The sequence below is a fragment of the Microbacterium sp. Kw_RZR3 genome, from assembly GCF_029222405.1.
GTDB lineage: Bacteria > Actinomycetota > Actinomycetes > Actinomycetales > Microbacteriaceae > Microbacterium.
This window is the reverse complement of sequence record NZ_JARHXC010000147.1, coordinates 1-26,441: the sequence shown is the minus strand read 5'-3', so window position 1 is coordinate 26,441 and position 26,441 is coordinate 1. Positions and strand designations below refer to the sequence as shown.

The window sequence follows — 26,441 nt, the reverse complement described above, 5'->3', positions numbered from 1 at the left end:
CAGAACCTCGTGATCACTGATCGGATAACTGTTCCGGATGCCAGTGAGTCGTACGCCTCATCGATCTCATCAATCGAGATCTCATTCGTGACGAGATCGTCGAGGTTGTAACGTCCCGCGACGTACATATCGGCGTAGAACGGGATGTCGCGCTTCAGGTTGGTCGAGCCCATCATCACTGCCTTGATGGTCTTGTGCGTCGCAAGGAACGCTGCGGACGTCTCGATCTCGATCTTCGCGCCTGGCTTGCCCATGCCCACGAGGACCGCTGTTCCGCTCGTCTTGGCCGCGGCGATGGCCTGCATCTGAGTGGCGGGCAGGCCGATAATCTCAAAGGCGTAGTCCACCCCGCCGCCGCTGATACGACGGATCTCCTCGACCGGGTCGGTGTTGCGAGAGTTGACGACGTGCGTCGCCCCGAAGCGGGTCGCCATGTCCAGTTTGGTGTCCTGGATGTCGACAGCGATGATCGTCTTCGCGCCAGCGAGACGAGCAGCGGCGATGGCGTTCAGGCCCACGCCGCCAGTGCCGATGACCGCGACCGTATCGCCAGGAGCTACCTTGGCGCTGTTGATGACAGCGCCGGCGCCGGTGACGGTCCCGCAACCGAGGAGCGCCGCGCGGGAGAAGGGGATCTCGTCGTTTACACGGGCGAGCTGGTTCTCGTGGACGAGTGCCTTTTCTGCGAACCCGCCGAGCCCCATCCCTTGGTAGATCGGCCCGTCCGATCCAACCAGGCGAGGCTCTTCTCCTGCGCTGCGCTCGACCGCTAGCGGGTTGAGGCAGTCGGTCTGGATGCCCTCGATGCAGGGCTGGCATCTGCCGCACCACTGCACAAGACAGCCGACCACGTGGTCGCCGACCTGAAACTCGGTGACATCCGGTCCGACTGCAGTGACGACACCAGCGAGTTCGTGGCCGAAAACGGCCGGCAGCGGAAACCCGAAGTCGTTGGCCATCAGCGAGTGATCAGTGAGACACAGGCCAGACGCCTTGACGTCGACAAGCACCTCACGACCGATGGGGTCAGCGATTCGGATCTCGGTGGTGGTGAAGCCCTTCCCTGTCTTGAGGGTCACGGCTGCCTTCATCATGTTCTCCATTCATCTTCGAACGGGGTCGCCGACGGCGACCCAACTAGGCCTGATGGATCAGGTCATCCAGGGGAGTGATCCCTGCGTCAGACGTCAGCCACCAGTGCGGGGCGACGGTGTTGAAGACGCGCAGGAACGTGCGCGGGTTCCGGTCCTCGACGTAGCGGAGCCAACTGGTCAGCACCCCAACGAACAAGTGGGCGAAACCATTGGCAGCCGCCTCTGCGAAGAATTCAGGGTCGACATCTGCTGGCGGGGCGTCTCCACCGTTCCACGTATCTAACCCGAGAGTCTTCTGACTGAGGATCACCGAATCGTGCACATGCCTGATCAGCATCGAGGTCACGCCCGGCGCTTTATCGAACAGAAGCGCCGGGGCGTACACCGCTTCCCGGTGGACGACATGCCCGACCACCTTCATCAAGGTCGCTTCGAACTGCAGTCGCCGCGCGAGCGGATCCCGGATATCCCCGCGAAGTCCCGCGTCGCGCAGGTCGTCCAGTTCGGAACGGAGCGCTTCCTCCAACAGAGCTTCAGGTGAGGGGGAGTGCCGATAGAACGTCGCTCTTCCCACTCCCGCGCGTGATGCCACGTCGGTGATCTTCACGTCTCTGATCGGCGTCGACGCAGCTGCTTCCAGCACGGCCGTATGCAGACGGGCACGAGATTTCGCCTGGCGAGCATCTCCCTCGAATTCACCCATGATACAAGTGTCTCATAAATGGCTCACGAGAAGGAGGAAATTCAGGCTGGGCAACACCGTGGCGGGAAGCTCTTGTAACGCCGGGGCGAGTCACATCGTTTGTGGCTACCGCCGCGCGGTCGCAGTTGGACTCCCTCCCCAATGAGTCGCTGCCGTACGTTGTTGTAGCTGGTGCCGAGGCGAGACGCGATAGTGGCGATCGGATGGCCGTGTTCGTACAGCGTTCGTGCGACCTCGACCTGGTCGCTTGTGAGCGGTTGACGTCGCAGTGTTGCTCCCTCGTCTCGAAGCAAGCGAAGAATGCCGGTCTTTGACAGGCCGTAGGTCTCACACAGACTCGGAGTCGTTGCGCCCGACTCGTACTCGGCGGCGATTCGCTTGATCTGTGCCGGTTCGAGACGTCGGCGCAGTGATCGACTCACCTGCTCTCCTGGGGTAGCGGAGAAAGGCGAATTTGGCGCCAGATCAGCCAGTTTCTGCAGTTCCACAAGAGGTGGCGGTAGTAGCGCGGATTTATCCGAGTAGCGGTGTACCGGCTCTACTTCTCAGAGGGGCTAGCTGCCTTACTCGAACAATTCTTCGGTGTCGCTCTCTCGCGCTCATCTCTCCTCAAAGTGGTCTGCACAGTGGCCGGGTTTTGAGAGTTTTCTTAGTGACGTCCGGCCACGCTGGCGGCATGCGTTCGAGTCGTCGTGCCGTTCGGCCGTCACGGGTCCCCGATCCATCGGTTGTCTTCTGGGTGGCGAAAGCCGCTTCCACCGCGCTCGGCGAGGCGGTCTCGGACTTCTCGATCCGGGCCCTCGATCCCGTCGTCGCCGTCCTCCTCGGGTTCACCTTCTTCGTCGTCGCTCTGGCGTGGCAGCTGACACGTCGGCGATACGTGCCGGGCGTCTATTGGCTGGCCGTGGCGGCGGTCGGGGTGTTCGGAACGATGGCGGCCGACGTGATGCACGTCGTCGTCGGGCTGCCGTACGCTGCATCGGCGATGCTCTACGCCGTTCTGCTGGCCGGCGTCTTCGTGCTGTGGCGACGCACCGAGGGCACCCTGTCGGTCCACGATGTGACTACGACGCGCCGCGAGCTCTTATACTGGGCAGCCGTCGTCGGTACGTTCGCGCTCGGCACCGCAGTCGGTGACCTGACTGCCGTCACTCTCGGGCTCGGGTACGTCGCGTCGATCGCGCTCTTCGCTGTTCTGATCGCGGTCCCCTTCCTAGGATGGCGCTTCGCGCGGTGGGATGCGGTGCTGTCGTTCTGGTTCGCGTACGTTCTGACCCGTCCCCTCGGCGCATCCGTTGCAGACTGGCTCGGAAAGCCCGGTGCGGAGGGCGGTGTGGGAATCGGATCCGGCTGGGTGTCCCTTGGCCTGGCCGTCGTGATGATCATGCTCGTCTCTGTCATGCAGGCGAGTTGGCGTGTACCCGCTGCGGTCGAACCGGAACGTGAGACGGATGCGGGCGGCCTCCGATGACGTCGACCACCCGCATCCCGCGGCTCAACCGGTCGGCGCGTCGTCGCCCGTCTCGCCGTCGGCGGTGCCGTCTTCGTGACCGGGGTCGTCGGCGCTTTCCTGATCGGGCGTCTCCCCGACCTGGTCGTCGGCTGTCTCGCCGTCGCCACCGGTGTCCGTCGCATCCGAACCCCTGACGTGAGGTGCGGGTGTGGACACGGCGGTGGTCGCGTTCGCGTTCGCGGGCAGGGACATCGCGGCGACGCCACCGATTCCGGCCAGCGCGATCACGCCAGCGGCGAGACTCAGGCTGATCCATCGACGTTGCGGGGTGTTCATGGTCCGTCCTTTCTTCGGCTCGGATGAGCCGTTGAGAGAAGACTCGCTCGGGGATTGTAAGAAACGACGAAGATGAATCGAGTGATTCCCCGACGGCAGAACTGTGGCGCACATCAGTGCTTTCTGAGATGCAGGGGTCCAAGCTGGGACCGAACGTAACGAATTCCAGCGGAGGTTGAACATGGTCGCTCCCCTGACGCATCGCCCTCGGCTGTTGCTCGTCGAGGACGACGACCAACTCGGCCCGCTGATGGCGAAGGTGCTCGACGAGGTGTACGACGTGACGCTCGTCGCCGACGGCGGGGAGGCTCTCGAGGTGGCAACTTCTCGGACGTTCGACGTGATGGTCGTCGATCGGCGTCTTCCGTCTGTGGACGGGCTCACGATCGTCGAGACGCTGCGACGGGCGGGGGCGGGAGTTCCACTGCTCATCCTCACCGCGCTGGGCACGGTCCAGGACAAGGTGCGCGGCCTCGACGCCGGGGCCAACGACTACCTCGTGAAGCCGTTTGAGTTCGACGAACTGTTCGCTCGTCTCCGCGCCATCCGTCGCGTAAGCGGAGGAGAGGGGCCCTTTGTCCGCGTCGGCGAGTGGGAGTTCTATCCCGATTCCCGAGCGGTCTACTCGCCGTACGACGGACGCATCATCCTCACGGAGCGGGAGAGCTCTCTGCTCACCCTTTTCGCGGTCAACCCCCAGCGGACGTTCTCGCGCGACGACATCCTCCGCTCCGTTTTCTCGCCCGATGACACCCCGGGAGCCGTCGACACCTACGTGCACTACCTCCGCAAGAAGACCGACCCAGCCATCGTGCAGACCGTGCGCGGGCGGGGATACCGTCTGGGACTGATGTGAGCACCCAAAAGTACCCTCTCGACGCTGACGCCCTCCTCGTTCGCGCCGCCGCCCGGCGGGTCGCTCTCACCATCACTGTCGCCGTGTCGCTGCTCGTCGTGGCGGTCCTCGTGGCGGCCTTCTCGGTGGTGCTCACGCAGATCCCGCTCGGCGACCTCCTGCATCCCGGACCTCGTGAGACGGTCGTCGACATCGACGGAGTCGACATCCTGTTGGCGGGCACGCTGATCGGCGTGGCGGCCATCGCCTCGGCGGGGCTGCTCGGGTGGCTCGTCACCCGCCGGGCGGTGCGCCCCCTCGTGGACGCCCTCCGACGCCAACGTGAATTCGTGGCCGACGCCTCGCATGAATTGCGCACGCCTCTGGCGGTTCTGGATGCCAGGATCCAGGTGCTGCAGAGGTCCTTGACGCCGTCGGATCCCCATGCGTCCGTCGTCGCGGACCTCCGTGCCGACTCGCGCGCCCTCATCGGCGTGATGGCAGATCTTCTCGAATCCGTCGAAATTCCGAAGGACGCTGTGTCTGAACCCGCGCCGGTCGCACCGGTGGTGGAGTCGTCCATTGCCGCGATGCGGCTCCTCGCGCGTCAACGAGAAGTGACGCTCGTAAGCCGACTTTCCAGCGACGATCTTCGGGTCTCAATGCCCGCATCTAGCCTCCAGCGCTGCGTCGTCGCGCTGGTCGACAATGCGGTCAAGCACTCACCCGCGGCAGGGAAAGTCGTCGTCTCCGTGAGACGCGAGGGGCGTCACGTCCGCATCGATGTCACCGATGAAGGCCCCGGCATCCGAGGAATCAGCCCCGATCGAGTCTTCGACAGATTCGCTCGATCGGCCCATGCCGTCGGGGGCGGCGGGTCATCGCGAAGCGGGTTCGGCATCGGGCTGGCGCTCGTTCAGGATGCTGTCACGCGATACGGCGGATCCGCGATCGTCTCGACTACCTCGGATGCCGGCACGACGATGACTCTTCGCATCCCGGTGTCCCGGTAGGAGGTCCCCGCACCGGAATCCGCTTCTTTCTGAGTCGCATCTTAGGGCGGCCCTCCTACCGTGCCCCCATGACGATCTCCCTGCCCTCGGCCCGCGCGTCGAGACGCATCATGTCCAGCAAGGTGCCCCAGATCACCATCTGGTTCTGGATCATCAAGGTTCTCTGCACGACGGTGGGGGAGAGCTTCGCCGACTGGATCAATGTGACTCTCGGCGTCGGGCTGGAAGCCACATCCGTGATCTTCACCGTCGTGCTGGCGGCGGTCCTGACCTGGCAGCTGGCGCAGCGGCGGTACGTCCCGCTCGTGTACTGGCTCACGGTCGTCGTCGTCAGCGTCACCGGCACGCTCTACACCGACATCCTCACCGACGATCTGGGCGTGCCCCTCGCCGTCAGCGCGGCCGTTTTCGCTGGTCTGCTCGCCGTTGTGTTTGCGGTGTGGTGGCTAAGCCAACGCACGCTGTCGATCCACAGCATCACGACGACGCGACGCGAGCTGTACTACTGGCTCGCCATCCTCGTCACCTTCGCCCTCGGGACCGCGGCTGGCGACGGCATCCTCGAACTCACCGGGTGGAGCCCCGGAGTGTCGGTGCTATTGCCGGCAGGTCTGATCGCTGCTGTGTTCGTCGGGTGGAGGCTCGGCGCGAATGCCGTGCTGTCCTTCTGGCTGGCCTACGTCCTGACGCGTCCGCTCGGGGCCAACCTCGGCGACTGGCTCGGGTTCGACCCCTCGGAAGGGGGTCTCGGCCTGGGCGTCGGATGGACCAGCGTCATCTTTCTCATCGCGATCCTCGGAACGGTCGTTTTCCTCACGGTGACCCGCGCCGATCAGGCGAAACTGGCGCCAACCCCCGATCCGCGTCCGAAAGCCACCAGACGGGAACGTTGGATGCTCGCGTACTTCGCGATCGTCGGGGTCGTCGCCGTGGCAGTACTCAGCTGGGCGCATGCGCAGCCCCACACCACGGCAGCGGCGAGCGAAGAGGGTCCGAGCACCCACGCCACGCTGGCTCCCGGGCAGTCGGCCACCGCCAGCTTCCCCGCCAGCACCGTCGCCGGCTACCGGAACATCGTGCAGGAAACCCTGTCGATGGTGCGCAGCAACGACCAAGCAGGCGCGAAGACGCGTATCACCGACCTCGAAACGGCCTGGGATCAGGACCAGCCCACACTCGAGCCACGGGATGCCGCGGCATGGGCAGTGATCGACGGACGCATCGACGCGGTGCTGAAGGCCGTACGAGCCTCCGCGCCAGACCCCACCGCGGAGACGGACGCCCTTCAGACCCTGATGAACACCCTCTCGTCATGACCAGTACCCACCTTGTCGCCGCATCCGCGGGTCTGCTTCCCGACGCGGCATCCATCCTCCACGCGTTCGGGCCGTGGGTGCTCGCGGGGATCGCCGTCCTCATCTTCATCGAGTCCGGGGTCCTGTTCCCGTTTCTCCCGGGTGATTCGCTTCTCGTGACGGCGGCTGTCCTCGCCGGCCCCCTCGGGATCCAGCCGTGGCAGGTTCTCCTCGTTGGCATCCCCGCCGCGATCCTCGGCGACCAGACGGGCTACTGGCTCGGCCGACGATTCGGCAGACGTATGTTCCGAGAAGGCGCGCGTGTTCTGCGCCCCGAACGACTGCGAGACGCGGAACGGTTCTTCGAAAGATACGGCGGCGGGTCGCTGGTGCTCGGACGATTCGTACCAATCGTCCGCACGTACGTACCCGTCGCTGCGGGGACCGCGCACATGCCCTACCGGCGTTTTCTCGTGTGGAACACCGCGGGCGCGACCCTGTGGGTCGTGGGCATGACGGTCATCGGGCTCGTGCTCGGTGGCATCCCGTTCATCGTCGACAACATCGACGTATTGATGATCGTCATCGTGCTGATCTCCGTCCTGCCCGTCGTCTTCGCACTGGTGAGGAAGGGGCTGGCATCGCGTCGCGCGCGCAAGGAAGGTCCCGACGGCGAGACCGCTCCCGAGTCTGATTGACGCCCACGGGCGATGAAGAAAACCTCCCATCCCGAAGGACCGCATGCATATTCTCGAGGTCATCATCCTGGGGCTCGTTCAGGGCCTGACCGAGTTCCTCCCGATCTCCTCCAGCGCCCACCTGCGCATCGTGGGCGAGTTCCTCCCGTCGCAGACCGATCCCGGCGCGACGTTCACCGCCATCACCCAGATCGGCACCGAGCTCGCGGTGTTGCTGTACTTTCGCAAGAAGATCGGCCGCGTCATCTCGCGCTGGTTCCTCTCGCTGACCGGCCGTGTGCCGCGCAACGATCCGGATGCGCGCATGGGCTGGTACATCATCATCGGTACGCTGCCGATCGCCGTGCTCGGGGTCGCTCTGCAGACGCTGATCCGCGACACCTTCCGGAGCCTGTGGATCACCGCGATCGTGCTCATCGTCTTCGGCATCCTGCTCGGCCTCGCCGACCACTACGGCAAGCGCCGCCGCGACCTCGACGACCTCACCTACGCGCACGGCATCGCCTACGGTTTCGCCCAGGCCCTCGCCCTCGTCCCCGGCGTCTCCCGCTCCGGCGCGACCACCACCCTGGGCCGTGCGCTCGGTTACAACCGCACCGCTGCCGCCGAGTACTCGTTCCTGCTCGCCGTGCCGGCGGTGTTCGCGAGCGGACTGTACGAGCTCTACAAGAGCTTCGACGAGGGCACCGGTCCCTACAACCTCGGCGAGACCGCCATCGCGACCGTGATCGCGTTCGTGGTCGGCTACCTGGTCATCGCGTTCCTCATGCAGTACCTCAAGCGCGGAAGCTTCCTGCCGTTCGTGATCTACCGCGTCGCCCTCGGCATCCTGATCATCGTGCTCCTGCTGCTCGGCGTCATCCCCGCCGAATCGGCCATCATGACCAACTGACGGACGGCGAGGAGATCACATGAACGCAGGCACAATCGTCCTCATGGGCGTGATCGCCGGAGGCACGATCTTCATCGGCCTTCCGGCCGGCCGGCTCTCCACGAGAGCAGGGGGATTTCGGGCCCTGCTCAACGCCATCACCATCGGTGTGCTGCTCTTTCTTTTGTGGGACGTACTGGTGCATGCCGTCGAGCCGGTGGAATCCGCTCTCACCGCGGCAGCGATCGAGGAGCGCGGGTCGTGGAAGGAGTTTCTGATTCTCACGGCCCTTCTCTTCACCGGCATCACGATCGGTGTACTCGGGCTCGTCGCTTATGACGGCTGGACAGCCCGACGGACCAGTCGCCGCGTCGCCACGGCGAGATCGGGCGTGCTGCGGCTGGGTGAGCCGGCCAGCCGATTGGCCTTTCTGATCGCGGTGGGTATCGGCCTTCACAACTTCGCAGAGGGTCTTGCCATCGGGCAGTCCGCCGCGAGAGGCGAGCTCCAGCTCGCGGCCGTCCTGGTGGTCGGGTTCGGCCTTCATAATGCGACAGAGGGATTCGGGATCACGGCGCCGTTGGCAGGATCATCCGGCCGCCCCTTGTGGCGACAGCTCGGGGTGCTCGGTCTGATCGGCGGCGTTCCCACGCTTGTGGGCACCGTGCTCGGCAGCGTCATCGTGAACGACGCCCTCGCCCTCACCTTCCTCGCTCTCGCGGCCGGATCGATCATCTACGTCCTGGTCCAGCTCGTCGGTGTCGCCCTCAACTTGCGAGGCGGCTACCTGACATACATCGGTCTCCTCGTTGGCCTGTTCGCTGGTTTCGGAACCGATTTCGTCGTAACCGCGGCCGGGGTATGACCGCGAGCCTCGCCGCTGTGGACTCACCGTCGTGGATGATCGGTCAGTAATCTGCAGGGGTGCCTACCGTCGACATGCTCGTACGAACGGGTCTGGCCACACTGCTCCTCACCGCTGTGGCTGTTCTCGTCCTTGCGGCCGGCGGCATCCGGGGGTGGTGGAGCCCCACGGTCGCTATCGCGCGCGCGGGCATGCAGCTGGCGGCGCTCAGCTTGGTGCTCGGCGGTATCATCGGGGATCCCGTCTGGGTGGGCGTCGGGCTGTGCGTCATGTTCGCTGTTGCTGTCGCCGTGTCGACACGGCGAGCGGGCGAGCCCCTCGCCGCTTCATGGAGGGCAGCGGTTGCGCTCGGCATCGGTGTCGGCGTCGCTGGTGGGAGCGTGTTTCTCACGGGCGCGGTTGCGTGCACGCCCCGCTACCTCCTTGCCGTCGGAGCGATGGTGATCGGTAATGCGATGACCGTGTCGTCGCTCGCGGGTCGGCGCTTCGCGCAATTGCGCGCGGACCGGTGGGCCGAAGTCGAGGGGTGGCTGGCGCTCGGTGCGACCCCGCGACGAGCCACTCGCGATCTCGGACGAATCGCCGTGTACGACGCGCTCGTCCCTGGAATCGACCAAACCAAGACGACGGGGCTGGTCGTCCTTCCCGGAGCTTTCGTCGGAGCGGTTTTCGGCGGGCTCTCCCCGCTGGAGGCAGGAAGGTTCCAGCTGGTCGTCCTCGCGGCCATTCTCGCGGCGGGGGCCATCACGGCGACGATCACCGTCTCACTGACGTCGGGTCGAATGTGGACGGCCTTCTCTTCCCGCCGCGGGGCCGACGCTGGACGCCCGCTCGAATGAGAGACTGTCGGACTCCGTTGTAGCTGACGTCAAAGCGTGCGGCGATTGCTGCGAGGGACATACCGCTCCCGTAGAGATCAGCCGCTTCTCTCACCTGCTCAGTACTGAGCGGCTGACAACGGAGTTGGACGCCCTCATCACGCAGCAGTTTCAGCAGGCCACCCTTCGAGAGGGTGTACTCCGCGCAGAGGGATGGGGTCGTCGCGCCGGACTGATACTTCGTGACGATCTCAGCGATGAGAGCTGGCTCGAGGCGACGGCGCAAGAGTCGAGGCAACGGCTCTGGGGGCGAGTTTGAGACAGACGGATTCGGCACTAGACCAGCCAATTTCTGCAGTTCCACCAGGGGCGGTGGCAGAAGCACTGATTTATTCGAGTTGCGGTGTACTGGGCCTACCAAGACCGTCAGACAGAAGCGCCGGAGATTCTCCGGCGCTTTTCTCGTCGGTCTGCGCCTGGCTGGCCCGAGCCGCGCGGAATGGCATACGCGCGCCGCTTCCTGGGAAGCTGATGCCATGCACCTTCCCGCCCTCCCTTTCGCCCTCCACGCCTCCGAAGGATCGGCGTGGATGCCGACGGCATCCGGAATCGAAGGGACCGCCCCGGCCGGAACCGACCTCTTCGTCGACCCGAGCGGGGTCAGCGGGGTCGCGGCCGAGACGCTGCTCAACGCGCACACCCTGCTCGGCACGCCGCCGGCGGGGGACTTCACGCTGTCCGCGCGGGTGACGCCCGACTTCGGGGCGACGTTCGACGCGGGGGTCCTGCTCGCGTGGGTCGACGACACGACGTGGGCGAAGCTGTGCTTCGAGCGGTCCCTGGCCGGAGCGTCGATGGTCGTCTCGGTCGTGACGAAGGGGGTGTCGGACGACGCCAACGGGTTCGTCGTGCACGCGCCCGACGCGCGGCTCCGCATCGCGCGCGTGGGGAACCTCCTGGCTTTCCACGCTCACGACGGCGAGGGGTGGAGCTTCGTCCGGGCGTTCACGCTGCCGGGCGTCGCCGATGCCCTGACCGTCGGTTTCGAGGTGCAGAGCCCGACCGGAGAGGGATGCCGCGTCGCCTTCGACGAGATCGCGTTCGAGCATCGGACGGTCGCCGACCTGCGCAGCGGAGACTGACCCGGTCGCCTCCGCGCGCGCTCACCACCAGCCGGACGAAGCCTCGTCGCCCGTATCCGAGGAGTCGGAGCCGTCGGCCCACGCCAGCCGGAACCCGCAGTCGCGGCACTCGTCCGCCTCGAGGCCCTCATCGATCAGGGGGTGCATCGTGATACCGCACGACGGGCAGATGGGCTGGGCGTCGTCGCGGAGGTCTCCGTACGTCATGGTGGTCTCACAAGCTCGCGGTCGTGCGTGGAGCCTCCATTCAACCCCGGCCACGAGGGGGTGAGGCGCTACCCGCGCCCGACCGTCCGCACGGCCGCCGTCACCACCGGCGCCGCGATGTCGAACGCCGCGCCACCCGGCACCGACTCGAGGAGCCGGCGCGTGTAGTCGTCGCGGGGGTCGGCGAACACGGCCTCGATCGGGCCCTGCTCCACGATGCGTCCGTGCAGCAGCACGACCACCTCGTCGCAGAGCTCTTCGACGACGGCGAGGTTGTGCGAGATGAACAGCATCGTCAGTCCGTGTTCGTCGCGCAGGCGCTCGAGCAGCTGCAGGATCTCGGCCTGTGTCGACACGTCGAGCGCCGAGGTGATCTCGTCGGCGACGATCACGTCGGGGTCGACGACGAGCGCCCGGGCGATCGCGATGCGCTGGCGCTGACCGCCCGAGAACTCGTGGGGGTAGCGGTCCACGGCATCCGGACCCAGGGCGACGGATGCCAGGGCCTCGACGATCCGCGCACGGTGGCGACGCAGGCTCGCCCCGCGGGGATCGATCGCCTCCGCGAGCGTCTGTCCGATGGTGCGGCGCGGGTCGAGGGACGAGAACGGATCCTGCGGGATGTACTGCACCCGTCGGCGGACCGCCGCGACGATCGAGCGGGGAGCGGACGCGAGCTCGATCCCGTCGAACACGACCGACCCGGCGGCGACCCGGTGCAGGCCCACGATGGTCTTCGCGAGCGTCGACTTGCCCGAGCCGGATTCTCCGACGACGCCGATCGTGCGCCCGCGATCGACGCGCAGATCGACGCCGTGCAGCACGCGGGCGCTCCGGATGCCATGACCCAGATCGACCGCGAGGTCGCTGATGCTCAACAGAGGGGTGTCAGACACGGTGGGCCTCCTCGAGGGGGCGCGGAGCGGTGCGCAGGGTGGGGGTGGCCGCGAGCAGGGTCCGCGTGTAGGGGTGCTCCACCTCGCGGCGGCGCAGCTGCTCGGCGGTCAGCCGCTCGACGATCTCGCCGTTTCGCATGACCAGCACGCGGTCGCACAGCGCCTCGACCACCCCGATGTCGTGCGAGATGAACAGCACCGCGGTGCCGTGGTCGCGGTTCAGGCGCTTGAGCTGACGCAGGACGTCGGCCTGCACGGTGACGTCGAGCGCGGTGGTCGGCTCGTCGGCGATCAACAGGGAGGGATCGGTCACCAGCGAGCTGGCGATCGTCGCGCGCTGCAGCATGCCGCCCGACAGTTGGAAGGGGTGCTGTCCCATCACGGTTCGCGGCTCACGGATCCGCATCTCGCCGAGGCCGTCGCGTAGACGGTCACGGGCAGCGCGGCGTGAGAGACCGAGATGGACGCGGGCGACCTCGGTCAGCTGCGCGCCCATCCGTAGGGCCGGGTTGAAGGTCGAGCCCGGGTCCTGGTAGACCAAGCCGACCTCGCGCGCGAGGCGCGAACGATGCTTGTTCGACAGGAGGTCGAGGTCGCCGAGGCGGAGGACCTCGGCATCCACTCGCACCCCGTCGGCCTGAAGTCGCGCGAGGGACATCGCCGTCATCGACTTGCCCGAACCGGACTCGCCGACGAGCCCCAGGATCTCTCCTGCGCCGATCTCGAACGAGATGCCGCCGACGAGCGTCTTGCCGCTCGGGGCGGTCACGGTGAGCGCGCGTACCTCGACGAGGGCGTCGGTGTGCACCGAGGTTCCGCGGGGCGTGCGACGTGCGGCGGAGGCACGTGAGGTGCGCGAGCTGCGGGGGTCGAGCCAGATCGCGAGGCCGTCGCCGGTGAGCATCGCCGCGACGCCGGTGAAGACGAGCATGACGGAGGGGCCGACGACCTGCATCGGCTGCGAGTACACGGCGGGGAGGCCCTCGTTGAGCAGACGCCCCCAGTCGAACTCGGGGCTCTGCACGCCGAGGCCGACGAACGACAGGCTCGAGATGTCGAGCAGGGTCAGGGCGAAGCTCGACGCGATGAGCACGAGGAGCGGGCCCGAGATGTTCGGCAGCAGGTGCCGGCTGAACAGACGCAGGCGGGGGACGCCGAGCAGACGAGCGGTGCCGACGAAGTCGCGCGTCGCGACGGAACCGGTCATGTTCGAGGTGATGCGCGCGAAGCTCGGGACGCCGGCGAGGGCGATCGCGATGATCGCCGGAACGGTGCCGGCGCCGAGGATCGCCGCGATCACGAGCGCGAGGATCAGCGAGGGGAACGCGACGGTCGAGTCGACGATGCGCAGCACGACGTCGCGCACCCGGCGGCTTCCCACCCAGATCAGTCCGCCGATGAGCACTCCGAGGACGACCGATCCGATCGTGGCCGCGGTGGCCATGAGCAGGGTCAGACGCGTGGCGACGAGCGTGCGGGCGAGCACGTCGCGTCCGAGGTCGTCGGTGCCGAGCAGGTGCGCGGGCGAAGGCGGCATCCGGGTGTCGGCCGTGACGGTCGTCGCGCTCGCTCCCCAGACGATCGGGGCGACGACCGCGATGACGACGAGCACGGCGAGCATGACCGCGCCGGCGATGAGGGATGCCGGGATGCGGCGGCGGTCAGACATGGGTGGGTCCTCCCAGGGTGCGCGGGTCGATGAGGCCGAGGACCACATCGATCACCAGGTTGATGAGGATGGCGAGCGCGCCCACCGTGAGGACGATCCCCTGGATGACGGGGAAGTCGCGGAAGATGATCGCCTGCACGACCTCGAGGCCGAGGCCCGGGAGGCTGAACACCGTCTCGATGACGATCGCGCCGCCGAGCATGCTCGCGAGGATGAGCCCGGTCAGGGTGAGGGTGCTCGCCATGAGGTTGGGCAGGGCGTGTCGGATGTAGAGCCGTGCCGCGCTCAGTCGGCGGCCGCGGGCCGTGCGCATGTAGTCCTGGTGCAGGACGGAGTAGGTCTCTTGCACGACCACGCGTGCGACGGCGAAGGTCGGGCCGAGAGCGAGAGCGGCGATCGGGAGGATGTAGGCGTTGGACGTCGCCGCCCCGCCCGCGGGGAGCACCTTCAGCCAGATCGCGAACACGACCACCAGCAGGGTGCCGGCGACGTAGGCGGGGAACGAGGCGAAGAAGCCCGCGATCGTCCCGAAGCCGACGGACAGCCACGGGCGACGCCCACTGCGGGTGAGCACGCCGATCGTCATCCCGACCGGGATGGCGACGAGGATGACGACGAGGATCGCGCCGATCGCGGTCGTGGCCGTGTAGGGCAGCTTCGTCGCGATGGTCGTGGTGACGGGGGTGTTGTAGCGGAAGCTCTGGCCGAGGTCGAGAGTGACGAGACCGTGGAGGTAGTCGAGGAACTGCACCGGCAGAGGGTCGTTCAGGTGAAGGCGCTCGCGGAGAGCCGCGACGGCATCGGCCGAGGCGTTGGGGCCGAGGATCGCGATCGCGGGGTCACCGGGGATCAACGGGACGATCAAGAAGGTGAGGAGCACCAACAACCCGAGCGACAGCACGAGGCCCCCGAGACGGCGGAGGGCGAACGCGCCCCACCCGCTGCCCCCGCGCCGCCGGCGCGCCGGTGGAGCGGGGGCCTCGGCGATCACCGAGAGATCGACGCCCGACATCAGCCCGCCGCGGTCCCGGTCAGGACGACACCGCGGGCGAGAGGAGCCTGGCGGTGCTGCCAGTCGAAGATCGGCTCGAGCTCGGCGCCGAGGCGGAGCAGTGTGGCCTCGTCGTAGGGCGCCCCCACGAGCTGGGCACCCAGCGGCATCCCGTTCGCTCCCGTGTGCACGGGCAGCGAGAGTGCCGGGAGGCCCGAGATGTTGCAGAACGCGGTGAACGAGATCGTCGAGAACTCGGTGAGCCGCTCGCCCGCGGGGTCGTTGTTCGCCTCGTCATAGACAGAGCCGACCAGGGGAGTGGGGACGGCAGTGGTCGGGGTGAGCAGCACATCGAAGTCGCGACCCCACTGGGCGTTCACCCGGCGGGTCTCGATCTGCAGCAGGACGGCGATCTCGGCGTACTCTCCCGCGTGGAACGATGCCGCCCGGTCGTAGCGGTACCGGATGTAGGTGTCGAGCTTGTCGGCATCCTCGATGGGCGAGGCCCAGGTCGAGGCACTGATGACGAGGTCGGCGAATCCGCGGGTGGCGCGCTCCGAGAAGAGGAACGGCGAAACGGGCGTGACATGGTGGCCGAGGCTCTCGAGCGCTCGCGCGGCCACCAGAGCCGCCTCGCGATTCTCGGGGTGCACGTCGACGCCGGTGGGTGCCTCGAGGAGCAGGCCGATGCGAAGGCGGGGTCCGGTGGTGCGGATCTCTTCGAGATAGGGCCGGATGGGCGCGGGCGCCGAGTACCACCCGAGCGGATCGAGGCGGCCGAGCGCGTCGAGCACCCCCGCGGCGTCTTCGATCGTGCGCGTGATCGCCCCCTCGGTGGTGGAGTGCTCCCACGCGCGCACGTCGTTGGGAATGCGGCCGCGGCTCGGCTTCAGGCCGACGAGGCCGGTGGCCGCGGACGGCACGCGGATCGACCCGCCGCCGTCCGAGGCGTTGGCGATCGGCGCGATGTCGGCCGCGACGGCGGACGACGCGCCTCCTGACGAGCCGCCCGAGGTGTAGTCGAGGTTCCACGGGTTGCGGGTCTTGCCGTGACGGGCGTTCTCGGTCGCGGTCAGCGCCCCGAACTCGGGGCTGTTCGACCGGCCGAACAGCACGAAGCCGGCCTCTTCGATGAGATCGACGGTGACCTCGTTCGCCTCGGCGGGGCGCTCCTCGACCGACATCGACGAGAAGGTGAGGGGCTGGTCACGGACGGCGACCAGGTCTTTGATCGGCATGGGCACCCCCTCGAACGGGCGAGACGTGTCGCCGCGGCGGATGCGGTCGTCGGACTCGCGCGCGCGGCGGAGGACGTCGTCGCGGTCGATCCACACGATCGCGTTCACGGCGGGGTTCACCGCGTCGAGACGGTCGAGATAGTGCTGAGCGGCTTCGACGGCCGAGACCTCGCCGGAGCGGATCTGACGGGCGAGCTCGGTGGCGGAGATGGAGGAGGAGATCATGAGGGGTCCTTTCGGGATGCCGAGCCCTGAGGCCCGGCATCCCTGTCGGCGTTACTTCGAGATACGGAAGAGGGGGTCGTCGAGCGCTCCGCCGAGCATCTGCACGGTGAAGCCGGGACGCGAGGCGTAGATGAACGCGTCGTTGAGCAGCGGCAGCGTGTCGGAGCGGCTGACCAGCGCCTGGACCGTCTCGTCGAGGGCGGCGCAGCGTGCGGTCTCGTCGGTCGCGCTGTTGGCGGCGGCGAAGCTCGTCTCGGCGCCGGTGTTGGCGACCGCGCCGAAGTTCGTGCCGCCCCCCTCGAGCGTGGGACCGGTGAGGTTCAGCAGGGGGCTCGCGAGCGAGCCGAGGAAGTTGAGGTCGGCGAAGACCGTCATGTCCCAGTCGCCGGGCTTGGCGGCGACCGTGGTGATCCAGCTGCCGACATCGGTGTTGGTGAGGTCGACCTCGGCGCCTGCGGCACGCAGCGCTTCGGCGATGTACTCGTTGCCGGCACCGGCCGGGCCGATGATCGTCGGTGCCACGAGGCGGATCTTCGTGCCCGACAGCGCCGCGGTGGCAGCGGCCACGTCCTGCGAGGGGATGTCGATGTTCGAGCCGCTGACGCACGAGACGCTGTCGGCTCCGAGGGAGGTGAGCACCGTGCCCGTGTCCTGCGAGGTGACGTTGCCGAACATGGAGCGATCGATCGCCTGGATGACGCCCTTCCGCAGTCCCTCGTCGGTGAAGGGGCTCCCTTCGCGCTCGTTGAAGATGAGGTAGCTGTCCGAGAACGGGTTGACGGTGACGGTGTAACCCGTCTGGCCCTGGAACCGGTCGCGGGTCGTTGCCTGGATCTTGCCGATGTCGAGCTGACCGCCGAGGATGAGGTTCGCCGTGGCGGTGGAATCGGGCGACACCGTGTAGGTGAGGTTCGTCGCGGGAGAGCCGGTGACCGAGCTGGTCCAGGCCGGCCACGCCGAGTAGTCGCCACGCAGCGTGTAGTCGTAGCTCACCCCGGGCTGGAAGGTCTTCAGCGTGTACGGACCCGACTCGCTGCCCTTCACCGTGCCCGCGGCGAGACCGGCGGGGTCGGCGAGGCCGGCGGGGCAGATGATGCCGCTGCTCGCGACCGACATCGCGTCGACCATGTACGGCCACGGGTTGGCGATGTCGACCGTGACCGTGCCGGCGGCGTCGTCCGCGGTGATGGTCGGGGTGTTGCCGGGGCCGAACGTGTAGACGACCTGCGTCGAACCGCTGGCGGGCCGGGCGAAGTAGTCGAGGGAGTTCTTGACGATCGTCGGCGTGATCTTCGTGCCGTCGGAGCACGTGGCATCCGCTCGGATCGTGAAGACGGCCTGCGTCGGGGTCGACGTCCATTTCGTTGCGAGACCGGGCACCAGACCGCTCGCGTCGCGGCGTACGAGGGTGTCGTAGGAGCTGCGCGCGAGCAGGAAGTCCGGGAGCGAGGTGGCCAGCGTCGGGTCGAAGGTGGCCGGGATGTCGATGGTCGTGCGGATCGTGTCGGTGTACGTGGCGGTGGCGTCGCCACCGGTGGTCGTGCAGCCGGCTGTCGCGAACGCGACGGTCAGAGCGAGGGTTGCGGCGATGACGCCGTGACGGGTTTTCATGGTCTGCCTCTCGGGTGATGCGCGGGTCGGGTCGGGGTCAGTCGGCGATCTCGAAGATCTCGATGGTCGTGTGGTGGGGGTTCGCGGTGGCGCGGCCGACGAACATCGATCGCGTCAGCCACTGCAGGTGGGGAGCGACCGTGCGGAAGCGCGGCGTGCTCTCGAAGTAGACGGCGCCGTCCGCGGGCTCGCGCACGACGCCCACGTTGTAGACGTCGATGACGTCTCCCTCGGTGGTGCGGATGAGGTAGCGGGCTTCGACGGCGAAGGTGCCGTCGGCGCGCACGAGACACCAGTCGCCGCCCCCGGGCACGATCTCGCCGGTGACCTCGCCGGTCACGGGTCCCCCGGTGATGGGGATGAACTCGAGGACGTCGTCGCCCTGCTTCTCGAGCGGGATCCCGGGAGCGACGTGAGCGGTGATGGTGACGCAGTAACGCAGGGATGGAGCGGGAGCCATCGGTTCCTCCGGGCTGTCAAATCGGTGCGCTTCGTTGCGCGGTGACGCCGAGTATGTCCATAGTGGATGACATAGTCAACAGCATTCACTAACTCGTAACAATGGCCGTCCACGAGGGAAACACGGGTGACGCGAGGCACGGATGACTGCTCTCCAGGCTGAGCCGCACGCGAGGTCGAAACGTTGTGAGTGGGATAGTCTTCTTCGTTCACGAGGTCGAGTACCGACCAGACCCGTGGACGCCCGCGGGGAGATCGGAGGCAGCATGGCCGAAGAGAAGAGGACCCGTCGCAAGCGCGGTTCGCTCAGTCGCGCCGAGATCGTCGACGCCGCCCTGCGTCTCATGGACGGCGAGGGGGAGTCCGCTCTCACGTTCTCCCGTCTGGGGGCGGAGCTGAAGTCGTCGCCCACTGCGGTGTATCGGCACTTCGCCAGTCGCGAAGACCTGCTGACCGCCCTCGCGGATCGCCTCGACGGCATCTCTCTCGAGGGCTACGAGCCGACGGATGACTGGCGAGCCGACCTGACGGACTTGGCGTGGCGTGCCTGGCGGACGGCGGAGGCTCACCCCGCCGCCGCGGCCGCGACGCTGCTCATGGTCGCCAACAGCATCAACGAGCTGCGCGCCGTGGAGTGGATCCTGCGAGCGATGGCGGTTGCGGGCCTGCGTGGTCGCCCGGCCGTGATGCAGTACCAGGTGTACACGCAGATGGTGCTCGGTGCGGCTTCGGCCTACGGGGCGCGACTGGTGAGAGCCGATTCGCGCGAGGTCGCCGAAGGCTGGATCCAGGTCTATGCGCCCACCGATCCTTCGCAGTACCCGCACGCGGAAGCGGCGAAGGCGGAGCTCGCGATGATGAACTACCGCGAGGTCTTCGCCACGCAGCTCGAGATGTACCTCTCCGCACTCGCGCTCGCGGTCGCCGCCCAAGGTGACGCGTCCGAGAACCCGGGGGACCGCACGGCCCGAGCGTGATGGGGCGCGGGCGCACCGCGCGACGGGTCCGGGTGGATCCTCCCCCGTACTGGGCAGGATGGGGAGCATGACCTCCCGCCTCGCCCTGATCACCGGCGTCGGCACGGGGGCGACCGTTCCTGCGGCTACCGTCGAGTCATGACCGACGCCGCTTCGCCGTCCGCTCGCCTCGGACTCGGTCTCGCGGCGGTCGGTCGTCCCGCCTACATCACCACCGACCGCGACGTCGATCTGGGTGACCCCGAAACGCGCTCGATCGACGCGATGCGCGAGCGCGCGCACGCTCTGCTCGACGAGGCGTGGGCGCTCGGCATCCGCTATGTCGACGCCGCCCGGTCCTACGGGTACGCCGAACGCTTCCTCGGGTCGTGGCTCGCGGCGCATCCGGAGCGTCGTGCCGAGCTGACGATCGGGTCGAAGTGGGGCTACGAGTACGTCGGCGAATGGCGAATGGATGCCACGGTCCACGAGCGCAAAGAGCATTCCGCCGCGATGCTCGAGAGGCAGTGGCCGGAGACTCTCGCCGCTCTCGGGTCGGCACCCGATTCGTACCTCATCCACTCGGTGACCCCGGAGAGTCCCGCGCTCGGGGACGCGGGCGTGCTCGAACGGCTCCGCGAGATCGCCGCCGGGGGAGTGCGCGTGGGGATCTCGACCAGCGGGCCCCATCAGGGCGATGTCGTCGACGCGGCGCGGTCGCTCACCGACAGTCCGTTCTCCGTCGTGCAGGCCACGTGGAATCTGCGCGAGCAGGCGGCGGGACCGGCTCTGGCCCGCGCCCACGCGGTGGGCTGGACGGTGGTGGTGAAGGAAGCTCTCGCCGGAGGAGAGCTCGCTCGTTCCGAGCCCGACGGCGACGTCGGAGCGGGCCTCGACGGAGCGGGCCTCGATGGAGCGTCGCTGGCCCTCGGCGTCGCTCGAGCGCAGCCGTGGGCCGACGTCGTGCTGAGCGGAGCGGTGACGATCCCGCAACTCCGCCGAGGAGCCGCGGCCACGCCGCGTGAGGTCGACGTCGAGACGCTCGGCCGGTGGGCGGACGATTCCAACGAGTACTGGCGCCGTCGGGCGGCTCGCCCCTGGCGGTAGGTAGCCGCCGGGCGTGATGAGTGACCGCGGGGGTGCCGTGTCCCCTAGTGTCGGCAGTACGTGCTGTCTGACTCGCTTCGAGGAGAACCGATGACCCCCACTGCGCCCGTCCCCACGAAACTCCGCATGTTCTTGAACAGTCTGCTGACCGCGGTGATCGCGAGCGTCGTGTACCTTGTCATCGGTATCCTCCAGGGCCACTCGTCATCGTCGATCACCTTCACCGTCATCGGCATGCTCGTGGTGATCACTCTCGTCAATTTCCTCGCCCAGGTCTGGCGCTACAGCCCGCCGCGTTCATCCCGCAAGGTCTGACATCGCGGACGCTCCGATGCGCCGGGGTAGACGAAGCCTGGACCCACGTCTGAGGGAGGCGCGAATGACACCGTTTCCGACCGAGGGGTCGACGGGTTCGGCCCACGGCCTTCCCGACCGATGACGGAATCGGTGGATCCGCGCCGGTGGCGCGCGCTGGCCGTCCTACTGATGGGGCAGTTCGCCTCGCTCCTCGACCTCAGCGTCACGAACGTCGCCCTCCCCTCGATCGGGCGCTCGACGGGCGCCGGAGCGAGCGAGCTGCAGTGGGTGATCACGGGCTACGTCCTGGCCTTCGGGCTCGTTCCCGTGATCGGCGGTCGACTCGGCGACGGCCGCGGGCGCCGGCGCATGTTCATCGTGTCGATGCTCGGGTTCGTCGTCGCGAGCGCCCTCGTGGGACTCGCGCCGACCCCCGAGGTGCTCATCGCGGCGCGCGTCGTCCAGGGGATCTTCGGTGGCATGATCGGGCCGCAGGTATCGGGGTTCATCCAGAACGCCTTCCCTCCGCTCGAGCGGGGCAGAGCCTTCGGGCGGCTGGGGCTCACGGTCGGTGCGGGCACCGCCCTCGGACCCGTCGTGGCGGGCCTGCTGATCGCCGTGGGTGGCGAAGACAACGGCTGGCGCCTGGTGTTCTTCATCAACGTGCCCGTCGGTATCGCCGCCGTCCTGCTCGCGCGGCGCTGGGTCGCCGCCGACGTGCCCGCGGCGCAGGGAGCGGGGAGACGGCTCGATCTGCTCGGCGTCGTTCTGCTCGGCGCCGGGCTGCTGTGCCTGCTGTTCCCGATCGTCGAGACCGGCCAGGCCGGCGGTCCCGTGACACTTCTCCTCCTGCTCCCGGCGGCGGGACTCCTCGTCGCCTTCGTCCGGCACGAGTCCCGTCTGACGCGAGCGGATGCCGCGCCCTTGGTCGATCTGCGCCTGTTCCGCACGCGATCGTTCGTGATCGGCGTGATCTTCGCGGTCGTGTTCTTCTGCAGCAACACCGGCATTCCGCTCGTGCTCGCGCTCTACTACCAGAACGGCCTCGGCTTCACGGCGTTGCAGTCGGCGCTGGGGGTCACGGCCTACGCCGTCGGCACGGTCTTCGGAGCCCCCATCGCCGGACGCTTCGTTTCGCGGGTCGGCAGGCCCCTGCTGCTCGGAGCGGTCTCCGTCTTCACCCTCGTCACGATCGTGCTCGCCGTCGTCGTCCAGGCCGCGCCCGGGGCCACCGACCCGACGGGCGTGATCCTGCGCCTGTGCGTTCCGCTCTTCGTCCTGGGTATCGCCGGCGGGTCGATCGTGACACCGAACCAGACGCTGACCCTCGCCGAGGTCGATCCCGCACGCGGCGGCGTCGCCGGTGGCGTCGTGCAGACCGCGCAGCGGGTAGGCGCCTCGATCGGTCAGACGGTGCTCGGCACGAGTTTCGTGCTGGCGCTGGCGGGAACCTCGCGCGCGGCCGGACCGGGTTCTCCCGCCCCCGATCCGAGCGCGTTCGCCGGTGCGCTCACCGTGGCGCTCGCCGTGTCGGTCGTCTTCTCCGCGGCCGCCGCGGTGCTCAGCGGGGTCGAAGTGCGTCGCTCACGGGGGCGGTAGCGCCGTTCGGCTCATCGCGGCGCATCCTCTCGGCCTTGCACATCCCAGAGGACGTACTCGATCAGCGACCCGGCGGGAAGGTCGAGATCGGTGTTGGCGTCGATCAGCGCCGACTCGAATCCCACGATCCGGCCGGTATCGACCGATAGCAGCAGAGTCACGTCGGCGTTCGCGGTCGTGGAGGGGATGCCGGCCAGACCCACGACCTCGCGACCGAGACGGTCGCGCGTGGTTCCGAGTACCCGCGCGTCGGGCGAAGCGGCGATGACGCCCAGGAGTGCGCCCTGCTGGACATCGTTCAGCGTCCACTCGCCGAGGAGGCTGCGCACCCCCACCATCGCATCGCCGGCGGTCAGGGTCTCGGTGGCACCCGTCGTGGCGACCAGGAGCGCGCGCATGGCCTCGGCGGACGCCGCCGGCGGCGTGGGGGACAGCGGTCGGAACTGATTGCGCACGTACGTCAGCTCTCCCACCACGGTGCCCGGGGCGGGATCGACGTTCGGCACGGTGTCGCCGCCGGCATCGGTGGCCTCGGCCGCCGTGGTCACCACCGACCCGGAAAGATCCTCGTTCCACCGGAAGTCCACCCATTCGCGCCGGAACACCGTCGCCTCTGCTCCGTCGGGCGAGGCGCTGAAGTACCAACCGAGCGACAGGGAGCGGCGCTCCGGGGGCACCGCGCCGTCGTCCGCAGCCAACCGCGCCTGCGCCTCCGCGACCACCTCGGCGGCCCCGGTCCCGCTGGGGAGAGCCGTGTAGACGAGCGGCTCGGGAGTGACAGCGGATGCCGGGGGCCCCGGCATCCACAGCACTCCCGTGATGATGGTCAGGATCAGCGCGACGGCCGCGGCGGCCGACGTCCACACCAGCATCGGGCGGCGACGCCGGACGGGCGGGCGGTCGAGGATCTGTCGCAGGCGACGTTCGGCGTCGAGGGGAAGGGCAGCGTCGAGCGGGGTCTCGGCGGGGTCGAGCCGGCGCAGCGCGCGCGCGAGGTCATCGTCGGTCATCGGTCACCCCTTCCGCGTGGACGGCGGCACCGTCGAGCAACGGCCGCAAACGTGCTCTCGAGCGATTCAGTCGCGTCCACACCGCCCCGGTGTTCATCCCCATGACCAGGGCCACCTCGGCGGCCGACAACTGCTCCCAGTAGGTGAGCCAGAGGATCTCGCGCTCGCGCTCGGGCAGACCGCGGATGGCATCGACGAGGCGTTGCGCCATCGCGGGCTCGGCCTCGTTCGCCAGAGCGCGCACGTGGTCCTCGATGTGCGTCCACAACGCCTCCTCCCGGTCGCGTCGCCGATACTCGTTCGCGATCAGGTTGCGCGCGGTGCGGTACAACCACGGCAATCCGAACGGATCGCGGGGGTCGCGCTTGCGCCACGCGATCTCGAAGCAATCCATCGTGAGGTCGGCGGCGGCCTCGCGATCCGACACACGCCGCTCGATGAATCGTCGAACGGCGTTGTGGTGCTCGCGGAAGAGCGCCACGAAGTCCGTCTCGTCGATCACCGGCATGCGCTTTCGTGCGTCCGCAGAGGCTGTGTCATGCGGCCGCCGATCCTTACGCGTCGACGGACGGAAGAAAATTCTCGCGCCGGTGTAAGGATCACGCCCCGGACGACACCACCTTGTCGGGGGTGGGTGTCGTCTCCGGCTTCGAGACGATACCCATACGCCCGTCGAGAGATGTTCGGGAAGCAATTCGACGGGCGAGGGAGTGCATCGCTTGGGGGTGGTGCACTCCCTCGGATCCTCGTCACGGCATCCAGGATGCCAGAGGGCGGCAGAGGGTTCCGTTCGGCGTCTGCTCCTGCCCCTCGCCCGGCGTCGAGGTCGGGTGAGTCGTCGCCGCCGGCGCGGGGCGTCGCGCTGCCTCGTGCCCCGTGGTTCTCATCGCCTCGGGATCTCGCCGCGCACGCGCGCTCACTCCGGATCGACGAGGAGGTTCGTGATGCGGGCCGTCGCGACGAGTCGACCGTCGTCGTCGGTGACGCGCACGTCGTAGGTCGCCATGCGGCGCCCGCGATGCGCCGGTGTGGCGACCGCGTGGATGTGGCCGTCGCGCACGCCGCGATGGTGCGTGATGTTGAGGTCGACGCCGACGCATACCTTGTCGAAGGCGCTCGCGTGAATCATCGCCGCCCACGAGCCCACCGCCTCGGCGAGGGCGGCCGTGGCCCCGCCGTGCAGTCGCCCCAGCGATTGCGTGTTCCCACGGACGGGGAGGGATGCCGCGACGCGCTCGGCGGACTGCTCCGTCACGGTGATGCCGAGGCACTCGTCGAGGGCCCCGGGCACGATCGTCCAGGTCGTCATGGGTGCTCCCTCCGCGGTGCGCTTGTCGTGAGCCCGCTCCTCTGACACTATTACTGAACGCGCGGTTAGTAATAGTTCTCACCGGGTGTTTTCCCTCGCCCCACAGAACAACGGAGTTCTCATGGCCACCCAGACCTCGGCATCCCCCTCTTCGACCGGGTTGAAACGAGAAGAGCGGCGCGTGCTCGCCGGGACCCTCGTCGGCACCTCGATCGAGTGGTACGACTTCTTCATCTACGCCCAAGCGGCCGGGCTCGTGCTCGCGCCGCTGTTCCTCGCCCCGCTCGCGGAGTCCGACCCGGCTATCGCACAGGTGCTGTCGTTCGCGACGATCGGCATCTCGTTCCTCTTCCGCCCGCTCGGCGCGATCGTGGCCGGTTACCTGGGTGACCGCCTCGGCCGCAAGAAGATGCTCGTCCTCACGCTCATCATGATGGGCGTGTCGACGGCGTTGATCGGCCTGCTGCCGACCTACGCCGCGATCGGTGTGGCCGCCCCCGTCCTTCTCATCCTTCTGCGCGTGCTGCAGGGTTTCTCGGCTGGTGGCGAGTGGGGTGGTGCGGCCCTGCTGTCGGTCGAGCACGCTCCGGTGAGCCGTCGCGGATACTTCGGCGCGTTCCCGCAGATCGGCGTGCCGGTGGGCATGATCCTCGCCACCGCGACGCTCTGGATCCTCACGTCGTCGATGTCGGCCGAGGCCTTCCTCGCGTGGGGGTGGCGCGTGCCGTTCCTGCTCTCGATCGTGCTGATCGTCGTCGGCTACGTCATCCGTCGCGCCGTCGAGGAGAGCCCGGTCTTCGAGGACCTCGTCCGTCGCCGCAAGGAGTCCTCGGCCCCGCTCGGCCAGCTCTTCCGCAAGAACTGGCGTCAGGTCGTGCTCACCGCGCTGGTCTTCATCGGCAACAACGCCGCGGGATACCTCCTCATCGCCTTCTTCTCCACGTACTCCGTCGCTGTGCTGGGTCTCGAGCGGCCGACCGTGCTGCTGGCCACGACGCTGGCATCCTTCGGGTGGCTCGGTTTCACCCTCTGGGGCGGCTGGCTGTCGGACCGCCTCGGACGCGTGCGCACCTTCCAGCTCGGCTACCTGCTGCTGGCCGTCTGGGCCGTGCCGATGTGGTTCCTCATCGACACCGGGAACATCGTCTGGTACTTCGTGGCCCTGTTCGTCATGACGCTCGGCCTCGGCCTGTCGTACGGACCTCAGGCGGCACTGTACGCCGAGATGTTCCCGGCCAACGTCCGCTACTCGGGCGTCTCGATCGGCTATGCGCTCGGCGCGATCATGGGCGGTGCCTTCGCCCCGATGATCGCCGAGGCGCTGCTGCGCTCGACGGGCGTCTCTTGGACGATCGGCGTGTACATCGCCGTCGCCGCGCTGGTGTCGCTCGCCGCGGTGTCGATGATCAAAGAGACGAAGGGCGTCGACCTGCACGCCTGATCCGGATGCCGACGGAGGGGCCTCGCGCGGTGCGCGGGACCCCTCCGCCGTGATGGTACGCGCGGCCCGCCCGTGCCGTCGGGCGGAGTTGTCAGGCGACACGCCCGTGGGCGGGGTCGGGGTGCGGCGTGTCGGTGCCGAAGTCCGCGTGACGGTACGCGTGCTCGGCCGGGCCGTCAGGCGGAGTTCTCAGGCGACACGCCCATGGGCGGGGTCGGGGTGCGGCGTGTCGGTGCCGATGTCCGCGTGACGGTACGCGCGGCCCGGCCGGGCCGTCAGGCGGAGTTCTCGGGCGACACGCCG

At 68.1% G+C, this 26,441-nt stretch carries 27 protein-coding genes; 14 read left to right on the top strand and 13 right to left on the bottom strand.

Going from position 1 to position 26,441, the window contains the following annotated elements:
- Positions 1-1,103, bottom strand: a 1,103-nt coding sequence (locus P2P98_RS07895; protein ID WP_275798791.1) for a zinc-binding dehydrogenase, incomplete at its 3' end; no start/stop codon positions are given.
- A 34-nt stretch (positions 1,104-1,137) separates the two neighbouring features.
- Positions 1,138-1,797, bottom strand: coding sequence for a TetR/AcrR family transcriptional regulator (locus tag P2P98_RS07890; protein WP_275798789.1), 660 nt, complete (start codon positions 1,795-1,797; stop codon positions 1,138-1,140).
- Positions 1,798-2,536: 739 nt separating this feature from the next.
- Between P2P98_RS07890 and P2P98_RS07885 the strand changes: the two genes are divergently transcribed.
- Positions 2,537-3,268, top strand: coding sequence for a hypothetical protein (locus tag P2P98_RS07885; protein ID WP_275798786.1), 732 nt, complete (start codon positions 2,537-2,539; stop codon positions 3,266-3,268).
- A 24-nt stretch (positions 3,269-3,292) separates the two neighbouring features.
- On the opposite strand, the gene P2P98_RS07880 is transcribed toward P2P98_RS07885, so the two are convergent.
- Complete coding sequence (locus tag P2P98_RS07880) at positions 3,293-3,586, bottom strand: hypothetical protein (protein WP_275798784.1); 294 nt, start codon at positions 3,584-3,586, stop codon at positions 3,293-3,295.
- Between the two features lie 181 nt (positions 3,587-3,767).
- On the opposite strand from P2P98_RS07880, the gene P2P98_RS07875 reads away from it, so the two are divergent.
- The 8 genes from P2P98_RS07875 (at position 3,768) to P2P98_RS07840 (ending at position 11,123) form a co-directional block, all read left to right on the top strand.
- Positions 3,768-4,442, top strand: a complete 675-nt coding sequence (locus P2P98_RS07875) for a response regulator transcription factor (RefSeq protein WP_275798782.1) — start codon at positions 3,768-3,770, stop codon at positions 4,440-4,442.
- A complete protein-coding gene (locus P2P98_RS07870) occupies positions 4,439-5,434 on the top strand; it encodes a HAMP domain-containing sensor histidine kinase (protein WP_275798780.1) in 996 nt (331 codons plus the stop codon). Before P2P98_RS07875 ends, P2P98_RS07870 begins: the two co-directional genes overlap by 4 nt.
- 68 nt (positions 5,435-5,502) lie before the next feature.
- Positions 5,503-6,750, top strand: coding sequence for a hypothetical protein (locus tag P2P98_RS07865; protein ID WP_275798778.1), 1,248 nt, complete (start codon positions 5,503-5,505; stop codon positions 6,748-6,750).
- Complete coding sequence (locus tag P2P98_RS07860; RefSeq protein ID WP_275798776.1) at positions 6,747-7,427, top strand: DedA family protein; 681 nt, start codon at positions 6,747-6,749, stop codon at positions 7,425-7,427. The genes P2P98_RS07865 and P2P98_RS07860 overlap by 4 nt, the downstream gene beginning before the upstream one ends.
- 43 nt (positions 7,428-7,470) lie before the next feature.
- Positions 7,471-8,319, top strand: coding sequence for an undecaprenyl-diphosphate phosphatase (locus P2P98_RS07855; protein ID WP_275798774.1), 849 nt, complete (start codon positions 7,471-7,473; stop codon positions 8,317-8,319).
- Between the two features lie 19 nt (positions 8,320-8,338).
- Complete coding sequence (locus P2P98_RS07850) at positions 8,339-9,163, top strand: ZIP family metal transporter (RefSeq protein ID WP_275798772.1); 825 nt, start codon at positions 8,339-8,341, stop codon at positions 9,161-9,163.
- A 59-nt stretch (positions 9,164-9,222) separates the two neighbouring features.
- Complete coding sequence (locus P2P98_RS07845) at positions 9,223-10,002, top strand: ABC transporter permease (protein ID WP_275798771.1); 780 nt, start codon at positions 9,223-9,225, stop codon at positions 10,000-10,002.
- Positions 10,003-10,517: 515 nt separating this feature from the next.
- Complete coding sequence (locus P2P98_RS07840; protein ID WP_275798769.1) at positions 10,518-11,123, top strand: DUF1349 domain-containing protein; 606 nt, start codon at positions 10,518-10,520, stop codon at positions 11,121-11,123.
- A gap of 21 nt (positions 11,124-11,144) precedes the next feature.
- Here the strand turns inward: P2P98_RS07840 and P2P98_RS07835 are convergent, their stop codons facing one another.
- The 7 genes from P2P98_RS07835 to P2P98_RS07805 form a co-directional block, all read right to left on the bottom strand.
- Positions 11,145-11,330 (bottom strand): zf-TFIIB domain-containing protein, encoded by a 186-nt coding sequence (locus P2P98_RS07835; protein WP_275798767.1) that lies wholly within the window; start codon positions 11,328-11,330, stop codon positions 11,145-11,147.
- A 68-nt stretch (positions 11,331-11,398) separates the two neighbouring features.
- A complete protein-coding gene (locus P2P98_RS07830; RefSeq protein ID WP_275798765.1) occupies positions 11,399-12,226 on the bottom strand; it encodes an ABC transporter ATP-binding protein in 828 nt (275 codons plus the stop codon).
- The gene (locus P2P98_RS07825; RefSeq protein WP_275798763.1) at positions 12,219-13,895 is read right to left on the bottom strand and encodes a dipeptide/oligopeptide/nickel ABC transporter permease/ATP-binding protein; all 1,677 of its coding nucleotides are present in this window, start codon (positions 13,893-13,895) and stop codon (positions 12,219-12,221) included. Before P2P98_RS07825 ends, P2P98_RS07830 begins: the two co-directional genes overlap by 8 nt.
- On the bottom strand, positions 13,888-14,907 hold the full coding sequence (locus tag P2P98_RS07820; protein ID WP_275798761.1) for an ABC transporter permease: 1,020 nt from the start codon (positions 14,905-14,907) through the stop codon (positions 13,888-13,890). The genes P2P98_RS07825 and P2P98_RS07820 overlap by 8 nt, the downstream gene beginning before the upstream one ends.
- Complete coding sequence (locus P2P98_RS07815; RefSeq protein WP_275798759.1) at positions 14,907-16,349, bottom strand: amidase; 1,443 nt, start codon at positions 16,347-16,349, stop codon at positions 14,907-14,909. The genes P2P98_RS07820 and P2P98_RS07815 overlap by 1 nt, the downstream gene beginning before the upstream one ends.
- Before the next feature lie 51 nt (positions 16,350-16,400).
- The gene (locus P2P98_RS07810; protein ID WP_275798757.1) at positions 16,401-17,960 is read right to left on the bottom strand and encodes an ABC transporter substrate-binding protein; all 1,560 of its coding nucleotides are present in this window, start codon (positions 17,958-17,960) and stop codon (positions 16,401-16,403) included.
- A gap of 37 nt (positions 17,961-17,997) precedes the next feature.
- Positions 17,998-18,420, bottom strand: coding sequence for a DUF3237 family protein (locus P2P98_RS07805; protein WP_275798755.1), 423 nt, complete (start codon positions 18,418-18,420; stop codon positions 17,998-18,000).
- 265 nt (positions 18,421-18,685) lie between these two features.
- On the opposite strand from P2P98_RS07805, the gene P2P98_RS07800 reads away from it, so the two are divergent.
- From P2P98_RS07800 to P2P98_RS07785, 4 genes are all read left to right on the top strand, one after another.
- On the top strand, positions 18,686-19,396 hold the full coding sequence (locus P2P98_RS07800) for a helix-turn-helix domain-containing protein (protein WP_275798753.1): 711 nt from the start codon (positions 18,686-18,688) through the stop codon (positions 19,394-19,396).
- A 138-nt stretch (positions 19,397-19,534) separates the two neighbouring features.
- Positions 19,535-20,482 carry an aldo/keto reductase gene (locus P2P98_RS07795; RefSeq protein ID WP_275798751.1) on the top strand — a complete coding sequence of 316 codons (948 nt, stop codon included), beginning with the start codon at positions 19,535-19,537 and terminating at the stop codon, positions 20,480-20,482.
- Positions 20,483-20,572: 90 nt separating this feature from the next.
- Positions 20,573-20,797 (top strand): hypothetical protein, encoded by a 225-nt coding sequence (locus P2P98_RS07790; protein ID WP_275798749.1) that lies wholly within the window; start codon positions 20,573-20,575, stop codon positions 20,795-20,797.
- 120 nt (positions 20,798-20,917) lie between these two features.
- Complete coding sequence (locus tag P2P98_RS07785; protein ID WP_275798747.1) at positions 20,918-22,378, top strand: MFS transporter; 1,461 nt, start codon at positions 20,918-20,920, stop codon at positions 22,376-22,378.
- A gap of 11 nt (positions 22,379-22,389) precedes the next feature.
- On the opposite strand, the gene P2P98_RS07780 is transcribed toward P2P98_RS07785, so the two are convergent.
- From P2P98_RS07780 to P2P98_RS07770, 3 genes are all read right to left on the bottom strand, one after another.
- Positions 22,390-23,388 (bottom strand): hypothetical protein, encoded by a 999-nt coding sequence (locus P2P98_RS07780; RefSeq protein WP_275798745.1) that lies wholly within the window; start codon positions 23,386-23,388, stop codon positions 22,390-22,392.
- Complete coding sequence (locus P2P98_RS07775; protein WP_275798743.1) at positions 23,375-23,890, bottom strand: sigma-70 family RNA polymerase sigma factor; 516 nt, start codon at positions 23,888-23,890, stop codon at positions 23,375-23,377. The genes P2P98_RS07780 and P2P98_RS07775 overlap by 14 nt, the downstream gene beginning before the upstream one ends.
- A gap of 414 nt (positions 23,891-24,304) precedes the next feature.
- Complete coding sequence (locus P2P98_RS07770) at positions 24,305-24,697, bottom strand: PaaI family thioesterase (RefSeq protein WP_275798741.1); 393 nt, start codon at positions 24,695-24,697, stop codon at positions 24,305-24,307.
- A gap of 121 nt (positions 24,698-24,818) precedes the next feature.
- Here P2P98_RS07770 and P2P98_RS07765 point away from each other — a divergent pair, with 121 nt between their 5' ends.
- Positions 24,819-26,138 (top strand): MFS transporter, encoded by a 1,320-nt coding sequence (locus tag P2P98_RS07765; protein ID WP_275798739.1) that lies wholly within the window; start codon positions 24,819-24,821, stop codon positions 26,136-26,138.
- Positions 26,139-26,441 lie beyond the last annotated feature (303 nt).

Coding starts and splice junctions, on each gene's coding strand:
- P2P98_RS07825 (WP_275798763.1), bottom strand. CDS start 13,895: ATGTCTGACCGCCGCCGCATCCCGGCATCCCTCATCGCCGGCGCGGTC.
- P2P98_RS07855 (WP_275798774.1), top strand. CDS start 7,471: ATGCATATTCTCGAGGTCATCATCCTGGGGCTCGTTCAGGGCCTGACC.
- P2P98_RS07815 (WP_275798759.1), bottom strand. CDS start 16,349: ATGATCTCCTCCTCCATCTCCGCCACCGAGCTCGCCCGTCAGATCCGC.
- P2P98_RS07865 (WP_275798778.1), top strand. CDS start 5,503: ATGACGATCTCCCTGCCCTCGGCCCGCGCGTCGAGACGCATCATGTCC.
- P2P98_RS07835 (WP_275798767.1), bottom strand. CDS start 11,330: ATGACGTACGGAGACCTCCGCGACGACGCCCAGCCCATCTGCCCGTCG.
- P2P98_RS07780 (WP_275798745.1), bottom strand. CDS start 23,388: ATGACCGACGATGACCTCGCGCGCGCGCTGCGCCGGCTCGACCCCGCC.
- P2P98_RS07860 (WP_275798776.1), top strand. CDS start 6,747: ATGACCAGTACCCACCTTGTCGCCGCATCCGCGGGTCTGCTTCCCGAC.
- P2P98_RS07890 (WP_275798789.1), bottom strand. CDS start 1,797: ATGGGTGAATTCGAGGGAGATGCTCGCCAGGCGAAATCTCGTGCCCGT.
- P2P98_RS07785 (WP_275798747.1), top strand. CDS start 20,918: ATGACGGAATCGGTGGATCCGCGCCGGTGGCGCGCGCTGGCCGTCCTA.
- P2P98_RS07880 (WP_275798784.1), bottom strand. CDS start 3,586: ATGAACACCCCGCAACGTCGATGGATCAGCCTGAGTCTCGCCGCTGGC.
- P2P98_RS07800 (WP_275798753.1), top strand. CDS start 18,686: ATGGCCGAAGAGAAGAGGACCCGTCGCAAGCGCGGTTCGCTCAGTCGC.
- P2P98_RS07790 (WP_275798749.1), top strand. CDS start 20,573: ATGACCCCCACTGCGCCCGTCCCCACGAAACTCCGCATGTTCTTGAAC.
- P2P98_RS07795 (WP_275798751.1), top strand. CDS start 19,535: ATGACCGACGCCGCTTCGCCGTCCGCTCGCCTCGGACTCGGTCTCGCG.
- P2P98_RS07875 (WP_275798782.1), top strand. CDS start 3,768: ATGGTCGCTCCCCTGACGCATCGCCCTCGGCTGTTGCTCGTCGAGGAC.
- P2P98_RS07765 (WP_275798739.1), top strand. CDS start 24,819: ATGGCCACCCAGACCTCGGCATCCCCCTCTTCGACCGGGTTGAAACGA.
- P2P98_RS07805 (WP_275798755.1), bottom strand. CDS start 18,420: ATGGCTCCCGCTCCATCCCTGCGTTACTGCGTCACCATCACCGCTCAC.
- P2P98_RS07820 (WP_275798761.1), bottom strand. CDS start 14,907: ATGTCGGGCGTCGATCTCTCGGTGATCGCCGAGGCCCCCGCTCCACCG.
- P2P98_RS07770 (WP_275798741.1), bottom strand. CDS start 24,697: ATGACGACCTGGACGATCGTGCCCGGGGCCCTCGACGAGTGCCTCGGC.
- P2P98_RS07810 (WP_275798757.1), bottom strand. CDS start 17,960: ATGAAAACCCGTCACGGCGTCATCGCCGCAACCCTCGCTCTGACCGTC.
- P2P98_RS07850 (WP_275798772.1), top strand. CDS start 8,339: ATGAACGCAGGCACAATCGTCCTCATGGGCGTGATCGCCGGAGGCACG.
- P2P98_RS07840 (WP_275798769.1), top strand. CDS start 10,518: ATGCACCTTCCCGCCCTCCCTTTCGCCCTCCACGCCTCCGAAGGATCG.